9 protein-coding genes are annotated in these 8,096 nt (G+C 73.7%); 7 read left to right on the forward strand and 2 right to left on the reverse strand.

Annotated elements, in window-relative coordinates; genetic code table 11:
- Positions 1-18 precede the first annotated feature (18 nt).
- The 6 genes from ACFWZ5_RS13765 (at position 19) to ACFWZ5_RS13790 (ending at position 4,717) form a co-directional block, all read left to right on the forward strand.
- Positions 19-1,926, forward strand: a complete 1,908-nt coding sequence (locus ACFWZ5_RS13765; RefSeq protein WP_384790092.1) for an ABC transporter ATP-binding protein — start codon at positions 19-21, stop codon at positions 1,924-1,926.
- A gap of 107 nt (positions 1,927-2,033) precedes the next feature.
- Complete coding sequence (locus ACFWZ5_RS13770) at positions 2,034-2,603, forward strand: TetR/AcrR family transcriptional regulator (RefSeq protein ID WP_384790094.1); 570 nt, start codon at positions 2,034-2,036, stop codon at positions 2,601-2,603.
- Between the two features lie 132 nt (positions 2,604-2,735).
- Positions 2,736-3,161: an aspartate 1-decarboxylase gene (gene panD, locus ACFWZ5_RS13775; protein WP_384790096.1), complete on the forward strand. Its 426-nt coding sequence runs from the start codon at positions 2,736-2,738 to the stop codon at positions 3,159-3,161.
- A 14-nt stretch (positions 3,162-3,175) separates the two neighbouring features.
- A complete protein-coding gene (locus tag ACFWZ5_RS13780; RefSeq protein WP_384790098.1) occupies positions 3,176-3,532 on the forward strand; it encodes a GNAT family N-acetyltransferase in 357 nt (118 codons plus the stop codon).
- On the forward strand, positions 3,526-4,182 hold the full coding sequence (locus tag ACFWZ5_RS13785) for an aspartate/glutamate racemase family protein (RefSeq protein WP_384790101.1): 657 nt from the start codon (positions 3,526-3,528) through the stop codon (positions 4,180-4,182). The genes ACFWZ5_RS13780 and ACFWZ5_RS13785 overlap by 7 nt, the downstream gene beginning before the upstream one ends.
- Before the next feature lie 85 nt (positions 4,183-4,267).
- A complete protein-coding gene (locus ACFWZ5_RS13790) occupies positions 4,268-4,717 on the forward strand; it encodes a nitroreductase family deazaflavin-dependent oxidoreductase (protein ID WP_384790104.1) in 450 nt (149 codons plus the stop codon).
- On the opposite strand, the gene ACFWZ5_RS13795 is transcribed toward ACFWZ5_RS13790, so the two are convergent.
- Both ACFWZ5_RS13795 and ACFWZ5_RS13800 read right to left on the reverse strand, forming a co-directional pair.
- Entirely contained in the window at positions 4,689-5,483 is a 795-nt protein-coding gene (locus ACFWZ5_RS13795; protein ID WP_384790107.1) for an SDR family NAD(P)-dependent oxidoreductase, read from the reverse strand. The genes ACFWZ5_RS13790 and ACFWZ5_RS13795 overlap by 29 nt on opposite strands.
- Positions 5,480-6,931, reverse strand: coding sequence for a DHA2 family efflux MFS transporter permease subunit (locus ACFWZ5_RS13800; protein WP_384790110.1), 1,452 nt, complete (start codon positions 6,929-6,931; stop codon positions 5,480-5,482). Before ACFWZ5_RS13800 ends, ACFWZ5_RS13795 begins: the two co-directional genes overlap by 4 nt.
- Before the next feature lie 79 nt (positions 6,932-7,010).
- Between ACFWZ5_RS13800 and ACFWZ5_RS13805 the strand changes: the two genes are divergently transcribed.
- Positions 7,011-7,715 carry a TetR/AcrR family transcriptional regulator gene (locus ACFWZ5_RS13805; protein WP_384790113.1) on the forward strand — a complete coding sequence of 235 codons (705 nt, stop codon included), beginning with the start codon at positions 7,011-7,013 and terminating at the stop codon, positions 7,713-7,715.
- Positions 7,716-8,096 lie beyond the last annotated feature (381 nt).

An 8,096-nucleotide genomic window follows, 5' to 3' on the forward strand; every position in this document is an offset into this window, starting at 1 on the left:
GGTCGTACGGTTCACCGCATGAGCATGGAAACCACCGCGTGGACGCAGATGTACAGCGTCATGAACGCCCAGCAGGAACGCCGCCCCTTCGCCCGCGCCACCGTGCGCCGCATCGCCGCGTTCGCACGTCCGCACCGCCGCCGCATCACCCAGTTCGTGCTGCTCAGCGTCGTGACGGCGCTGCTCGCCGTGGCGACCCCCGTCCTCGCCGGGAACGTCGTGAACGCGATCGTCTCCGGTGACGAGTCGTCCCTCGTCGTCCGCTACGCCGTGCTCATCGCCGTCATCGCGGTGGCCGAGGCGGGCCTCGGGCTGCTCAGCCGCTGGCTGTCGGCGAACCTGGGCGAGGGCCTGATCCTCGACCTGCGCACCGCCGTCTTCGACCACGTGCAGCGCATGCCGGTCGCCTTCTTCACGCGCACCCGCACCGGCGCGCTCGTCAGCCGCCTCAACAACGACGTGATCGGCGCGCAGCGCGCGTTCAGCAACACTCTTTCGGGTGTGGTGTCCAACCTCGTCACGCTCGTCCTGACCTTCGGCGTGATGCTCGCCCTGTCCTGGCAGATCACGCTGCTCGCGCTCGTGCTGCTCCCGGTGTTCGTGGTGCCCGCGCGGCGCATGGGTACGCGGATGGCGCGCCTCCAGCGGGAGGCCGCGCACCACAACGCGGCCATGAGCACGCGCATGACGGAGCGCTTCTCGGCGCCGGGCGCGACGCTCATCAAGCTCTTCGGGCGGCCCGGCGACGAGTCGGCGGAGTTCGCGGCGCGGGCCCACCGGGTGCGGGACATCGGCGTCCGCACGGCGATGGCGCAGTCGGCGTTCATCACCGCGCTCACCCTGGTGTCGGCCCTCGCGCTCGCCCTGGTCTACGGCCTCGGCGGGTACTTCGCCCTGGAGGGCTCCCTCGAAGCGGGCGCCGTCGTCTCGCTCGCGCTGCTCCTGACCCGGCTCTACGCGCCGCTGACCGCCCTCGCGGGGGCGCGGGTCGAGGTGATGAGCGCCCTGGTGAGCTTCGAGCGGGTCTTCGAAGTGCTCGACCTGAAGCCGCTGATCGAGGAGAAGCCGGACGCCGGGAAGGTCCCCGAGGGGCCGGTGGCCGTCGAGTTCGAGGACGTCCGCTTCGGCTACCCCTCCGCCGACAAGGTCTCCCTCGCCTCCCTGGAGGAGGTGGCCACGCTGGACGGGCGGGGCGGCGCGGAGGTGCTGCGCGGCCTCAGCTTCCGCGCCGAGCCCGGCCAGACCGTGGCCCTCGTCGGCTCCTCCGGCGCCGGCAAGTCGACGATCGCGCAGCTGCTGCCGCGGCTCTACGACGCCGACGAGGGCACCGTGCGCGTCGGCGGCCAGGACGTCCGCGACCTGAGCGCGGACTCGCTGCGCGACACCATCGGGATGGTCACCCAGGACGGGCACCTCTTCCACGAGTCGGTCCGCGCCAACCTGCTGCTCGCCCGGCCCGACGCGAGCGAGGACGACCTGTGGGACGTGCTGCGCCGGGCCCGCCTCGACGACCTGGTGCGGTCCCTGCCGGACGGGCTCGACACCGTGGTCGGTGAGCGCGGGTACCGGCTCTCCGGCGGCGAGCGCCAGCGCATGACCATCGCCCGGCTGCTGCTCGCCCGGCAGCGCGTGGTGATCCTCGACGAGGCCACCGCCCACCTCGACAACACCTCCGAGGCGGCCGTCCAGGAGGCCCTCGGCGAGGCGCTCTCCGGCCGCACCGCCGTGGTGATCGCCCACCGTCTGTCGACCGTGCGGTCCGCCGACCAGATCCTGGTCGTGGAGGACGGGCGGATCGTGGAGCGGGGGACGCACGAGGAGTTGCTCGCGGTGGGCGGGCGGTACGCGGAGCTGTACCGGACGCAGTTCGTGAAGGGGGAGACGGGGGAGACGGGGGAGGTCGGGGAGGTGGAGGTGGCGGCGTAGGGGCCGCGCGGGGCTGCCGTTGTACTCTGCGTGAAGTGGTCGGAACGTAGTACTGCACACGCAGTGGTGTCCATGGTCGAGGGAAAACGAGAGGATCCGAAGCCGTCATGAGGCAGAACCCCGCCCGCCGCACCGCCCTGCTGGACGCCGCCATCGAGGTGCTCGCGCGCGAGGGCTCGCGCGGGCTCACGCTGCGCGCGCTCGACGCGGAGGCGGAGGTTCCCAAGGGCACCGCGAGCAACTACTTCACCAACCGTGAGGACCTGCTCGGCCAGGTCATGCGGCGCATCCAGGAGCGGCTGACCCCCGAGGAGAGCGATCTCGCCGCCACCATGAGCGAGCAGCCGTCGAAGGAGCTCGTCGTCACCCTGCTCAAGCAGCTCGTGGAGCGCATGCGGGCCGACCGCAGCAGCCATCTGGCGCTGCTCGAACTGCGCCTCGAAGCCACCCGGCGGCCCGAACTCCACGCCGAGCTGAGCCGGTTCATGGCCGAGCAGCTCGAAGCCAACATCGCCTTCCACCTGGACGCGGGCCTGCCCGGCGACCGCACCGACGTCGTCCTGCTCTACCTCGCCATGCTCGGCCTGATCGTGGACGACCTGACGGTGCCGGACCTGCTCACGCCGTTCTCCATCGACAAGCTCATCGAGGGGCTCTCGACGCGGCTGCTGCCCTAGAGCGTGTCCGACGGGGCGGCGCAGGTCCGGCACGGGGGCGTACGCCGCCCCGGAGCGGGGCGCAGTACCCTGGCCCGGTCGGCGCGTACCCCGCACGGGGGCGCGACCCATTCGTCACGGGAGCAACAGTCCATGCTGCGCACCATGTTCAAATCCAAGATCCACCGCGCCACGGTGACCCAGGCCGACCTGCACTACGTGGGGTCGGTCACCATCGACGCGGACCTGCTCGACGCCGCCGATCTGCTGCCCGGTGAGCTCGTCCACATCGTCGACGTCACCAACGGCGCCCGCCTGGAGACGTACACCATCGAGGGCGAGCGCGGCAGCGGTGTCATCGGGATCAACGGCGCGGCCGCGCACCTCGTGCACCCCGGCGATAAGGTGATCATCATCAGCTACGCCCAGGTCGACGACGCCGAGGCCCGCGCGCTGCGGCCCCGGGTCGTGCACGTCGACGAGGGCAACCGCGTCGTGGCCCTCGGCGCCGACGCCTCCGCGCCGGTCCCGGGCGCCGACGACACGGTCCGCGCCCCGCACGCGGTCGCGCGGACCTAGCGCAAGGAGCGGGCATGAGTGACGCCAGGACACCCTTCGGCATCCGTGACGACCGGGCGCACGGCGTCCTGACAGCGCACGACGACGGTCAAGTCGTCGGGCGGATCGTGTACTTCACGCTCGCGGAGCCCGAGGCGGCCCTCGTGCCCGTGCACACCGAAGTGCCGCCCGCGCACGAGGGCCGCGGCATCGCGGGCGCCCTCGCCACGGAGCTGTACGCCCTGGCGGTACGCGAAGGCCGCGCCGTCGTGCCGCTGTGCCCGTACGTCGCCAAGTGGGCGGAGCGCCACCCCGAGCAGGCCCCCGCGCCCTCCGCCGCGCTCGTCGAGGCCGCCCTGGCCAAGGTCGAGGAGGACCCCGCCACATGGTGACGCTCGCGCTCCTGCACACCTCACCCGTGCACGTGCCGGTCTTCGACGCGCTGCGCGACCAGGACCACCCCGGACTCACGCTCCGCCACGTCGTCCGCGAGGACCTGCTCGACCGCGCCCGCGCCGACGGGCCCGACGCGGTCACCGACGACGTCAGGGCGGCGCTCGCCGAAGCCGCCGCCGACGCGGACGCCGTCCTGTGCACCTGCTCCACCCTCGGTGCCGTCGCCGAGTCCCACGCGACCGCCGTCGGCGTGCCGGTCGTGCGCCTCGACCGCCCCATGGCCGCGGCCGCCGTACGGGCGGGCGGCACCGTCGCCGTCGTCGCCACGGTCGCCAGCACCCTGGAGCCGACCGTCGCCCTCGTGCGGGCGGAGGCCGAGCGCGCCGGGCTCCACGTCGACGTCCGCACCGTCCTGGTGGACGGCGCCTGGGAGCGGTTCGAGGCGGGGGACAGGGACGGCTACCTGCGCCTCGTCGCCGAGGCCGTGCAGCGCCTTGAAGGCGTCGACGCCATCGTCCTCGCGCAGGCCTCCGCCGCGGACGCCGCCGCCCGCGTCACCACCGCGTCGCCGGTCCTCGCCAGCCCCCGCTCCGGCCTGAGCGCCGCGGCCGCGCTGTGCGGACGGCAGGGGCGACACGGACGGTAGGGGCGCCAGGGGTGCCAGGGGCGGCAGGGACGGGAACGCGCCATATCGCGCGGCGCCGCACTGCTGTTCGACCTAGAGTGCGGGAATGACCTCAGTTGACGAACCCGTGATCAGCCCGACCGGCTGGGTGGCCGAACAGGCCCGGCTCTACGAGGAGTCGGACGGCACCGAGGGCACCACGGTCATGGGCGTGCCCTGCCTCCTGCTCGACTACCGCGGCCGCCGCTCCGGACAGTGGCGGCGCACGGTCCTCATCTACGGCCGCGACGGCGACGACTACCTGATCGTCGCCTCCAACGGCGGCGCGCCCGCCCACCCCCTGTGGTTCGTCAACCTCCAGGACGAGCCGGACGTGCGCCTGCGGGTCGGCCGCGAGCGGTTCACCGCCCGCGCCGAGACCCTGTCGCGCGAGGAGAAGGCCAGGGTCTGGCCGGGCCTGGTGGAGCTCTTCGCCCGGTACGCGGAGTACCAGAGGAAGACCGAGCGCGACATCCCGGTCGTGCGGCTCAGGCGTACGGCGCGTTCCGCGGGCTGACCAGCTCCGACGTGAGCGCGTGCAGCCGGTCGGCGGCGGCAGGGTCGAAGGCCGGGCCGCCGATGGAGATCGGCTCGTCCCGCGCGAACGCGCTCAGCGGCGCGGCGGGCGGGGCGTCCACCAGGGCGACGATCGGCTTGACGCCGTCCGCGACCGGCAGCCCGTACCGCTTGAGCGAGGCGACGTGGGCCGCGGTCGCCGCGTCGTACTCGCCGCAGAACCCCGTCGACACGGGGCCGGGGTTGAGCAGGACGTAGCGGGTGCGGCCCGGCGCGTGCCGGGCGGCGTACGCGACGCCGAGCAGGTCGTTGGCGCGGCCCGCTTGCAGCTGGGCGGCCACGCCGTCGTAGCCGCGCGCCAGCATGAGGTCGTCCCAGTGGACCCGGCCCATGGGGACGCCCGGACCCGACACGTTCACGATGACGCCCGGGTCGCCCAGGCCGTGGCTGAGCAGGAAGCGGCTGAGGTACTCCAGGGCGAACGTGCCCTCGATGCCCTCGGCCGTCTCCCAGCGGCGCGCGCGGAAGTAGCGGGCGCACAGCACCAGCGCGTCCACGGACGGGAAACGGGAGTTGAGCTCGTCCACCACCCGCCTGTTCTCGGCCATCAGACTCAGGTCGGCCCGCAGGAACTCGGCGCCCGGCACGGCCCGTGCCTTGGCCGCGTCGCGCCCGACGATGACGACCCGGTCGCCCCGGCCGAGATACGTACGGGCGAGCTCCCGGCCCAGGCCGTCGGTGCCTCCGGTGATCACGAGGGTCTTCATCGGGATGTCCTTACGGTGTCGGTGGGGTGCCGCTCGGCGACCGGCGGCCGGTGCGGGCGGCCGGGCAGCAGCGGGAGCGGCGCCACGACGGCCGCGAGCGCGGCGGCGGTGAGCCAGAAGATGCCGTGGACGCCGGACAGCACACCGTCCGAGGTCTGCAGCACGAGCGTGACGAGGGCGATGCCGAGCGCCGCGCCGAGCTGGTTGAGCATGTAGAGGACCGAGCTGCCCTGGGCCACCAGCGGGCCCGGCAGGGCGCGGTACAGGGAGCCCATCGTGGGCGCGCTGAAGCAGCCGCTGCCCAGGCCGACGGCGAACGCGCCCAGGGCGGGCCACACTGCGGGCGTGGCCGCGCCGAGCCGGGTGAACGACAGCGCGCCGAGCCCGGCGAGGAGCGCGCCGCCGATGGCCGGGCCACGGCCGCCGACCCGGTCCGAGAGCCGCCCGGCGAGCGGCATGGCGATCGCGCCGCCGAGCCCCACGGGCGCCATGAGGAGTCCCGCGGCGAGCACACCGCGCCCGTGCACCTGCTGGTAGTACAGCGGAAGCGCGTACAGCGTGGCGAAGTTGGCGAGCCCGCCGAGGCCCATCACGGTGACGCTCGCGGTGAAGCCGCGGTGGGCGAAGAGGCGCAGGTCGATCAGGGGCGTGGTGCGGCGCCCGCGGAGCGCGTGGACGGCGTACCCGGCGAGGAGCGCCGCACCCACGGCCAGCGGAAGGAGCGCCTGCCAGGCGGCGGGCGTGGCCTGCTCGGCCGTCTGCGACAGGGCGAGCACGAGCGCCGCGAACCCCGGTCCGAGCAGCGCGAGTCCGAGGACGTCGAGGCGAACGGGTGCCTGCCGTACGGGAGTCGGTGGGTCGGCGGGTAGGACACGCAGGGCGAGGAACAGCGCGAGCAGGCCGAGGGGGACGCTGAGCAGGAACATCCAGCGCCACGACAGACCGCTCAGGACGGCACCGCCCGCGATCGGCCCGAGCACCGGGCCGAGGGAGAGCACCACACCCATCAGGCCCATCACGCGCCCGGCCCGCCGCGGTCCGGCGGCGCGCGCCAGGAGGATGAGCACGAGCGGATCGAGCAGTCCGGCGCCGAGCCCTTGCAGGGTGCGGAAGGCGATCAGGCTGCCCGCGCTCCAGGCCAGGCCCGAGGCGAGCGATCCGGCCAGGAAGAGCGCGAGTCCGGCGACCCACAGGCGCCGGCCGCCGAACCGGTCCACCGCCCAGGTCGCGAAGGGAATCGTCGCGGTGACCGCGAGCAGGAAGCCGGTGGAGGCCCAACCCACCGTGCTGAGCGAGGCGTTGAAGGTCGCGGCCAGGGAGTCCGTGGCCACGGCGGCCATCGTGCTGTTGAGGATGCCGAGAAGCCCGCCGAGCAGGATCACTGCGATCATCCGCAGAAGTCGGAGGTCCAGGCGGTCGTCGCCCGGAGGAGTCGAGATTGAACCCATGGGTTCAACGTAATGATCTGATTGGTTCAAGCGCAACCGCCCTGAACAGAAAAATGAACCCGCGAGTACAATCGACGGCATGGCAGCGACCTCGCACGGCACGCGTGCACGCACCGACAGCACCCGGAAAGACGGCGCACGCACCGGCGGTACGCGGACCGGCAGCGGACGGACCGGCAGCGGACGGATCGACAAGCGGCAGGCGATCCTGGAGGGCGCCTTCACCGTGTTCGCCCGCCAGGGCTACGCCAAGTCCTGCGTGCAGGACATCGCCGACGAGGCCGGCGTGGCCAAGCCGACCGTGTACAACCACCTCGGCGACAAGGCCACGCTGTTCCGGCACGCCATGGAGGCCGCGGCGCAGACCGTTCTGAACGAACGGCTCGCCGCCCTCGACCCGCTCCTCGCGCCCGGCGACGACCTGCGCGCGACGCTGGAGCGCGTCGGCCACGAACTGCTGCGGCTGCACGGCGACGCGCGCTCATGCGCCCTGCGACGGCTGCTGTACGCCGAGGTCGCGCAGTTCCCCGACATGCTCGGCACCGTCAGCGAGAGCGGGCCGCACCACCTCGTCCAGGCCCTCGCCGACCGCATGGCCCGGCTCGCCCTGTCCGGCCGGCTGCGCGCCGGTGACCCGGAGCGGGCCGCCGAGCAGTTCATGGCGCTGCTCGTCGGGCCGCTCGAAGCCCGCTCCCGGATGGGCACGCGTGCCATCGGCGACGCCGAGCTCGCCGGCATCGCGCGCGCCGCCGTGGACACCTTCCTGCGGGCCTTCGGGGTGTGACGGGGAGTGGACCCGGCGGGCGTGGGCACGCGAGGCGGGAGAAGGTGGAAACCGTCGTACCGGCCCGCCGGATCCGGCGGGGCGCCCCCTCAGCACCACGGGAGGAACAGATGACCGACCCGTTCCCCACCCCCGTCCCACCGGGCCCGACCCCCGGCCCCCGCCCGAATCCGCAGCCCGAGCCGGGCCCGCTCCCCGGCCCGGGGCCCGTCCCGGAACCCCCGCCGTCCCCGGTCCCGAAGCCCCCGGGTCCGGACCCCGTGCCGGACCCGGACCCCACGCCCGAACCCATGAGCGGTGTCTCCTCCCCGTCCACCCGCCCCTGATCGCGCTGCGCGCCCGTCCTCACACGCGCCCTCAAACGCCGGACGGGCTGGAACC

Origin of the sequence: Streptomyces sp. NPDC059003 (assembly GCF_042740445.1) — a bacterium.
GTDB lineage: Bacteria > Actinomycetota > Actinomycetes > Streptomycetales > Streptomycetaceae > Streptomyces.

Excerpts from the sequence above, each read along its gene's own strand:
- ACFWZ5_RS13795 (WP_384790107.1), bottom strand. The coding sequence starts at position 5,483 with ATGAAGACCCTCGTGATCACCGGAGGCACCGACGGCCTGGGCCGGGAG.
- ACFWZ5_RS13805 (WP_384790113.1), top strand. The coding sequence starts at position 7,011 with ATGGCAGCGACCTCGCACGGCACGCGTGCACGCACCGACAGCACCCGG.
- panD (WP_384790096.1), top strand. The coding sequence starts at position 2,736 with ATGCTGCGCACCATGTTCAAATCCAAGATCCACCGCGCCACGGTGACC.
- ACFWZ5_RS13800 (WP_384790110.1), bottom strand. The coding sequence starts at position 6,931 with ATGGGTTCAATCTCGACTCCTCCGGGCGACGACCGCCTGGACCTCCGA.
- ACFWZ5_RS13790 (WP_384790104.1), top strand. The coding sequence starts at position 4,268 with ATGACCTCAGTTGACGAACCCGTGATCAGCCCGACCGGCTGGGTGGCC.
- ACFWZ5_RS13785 (WP_384790101.1), top strand. The coding sequence starts at position 3,526 with ATGGTGACGCTCGCGCTCCTGCACACCTCACCCGTGCACGTGCCGGTC.
- ACFWZ5_RS13770 (WP_384790094.1), top strand. The coding sequence starts at position 2,034 with ATGAGGCAGAACCCCGCCCGCCGCACCGCCCTGCTGGACGCCGCCATC.
- ACFWZ5_RS13780 (WP_384790098.1), top strand. The coding sequence starts at position 3,176 with ATGAGTGACGCCAGGACACCCTTCGGCATCCGTGACGACCGGGCGCAC.
- ACFWZ5_RS13765 (WP_384790092.1), top strand. The coding sequence starts at position 19 with ATGAGCATGGAAACCACCGCGTGGACGCAGATGTACAGCGTCATGAAC.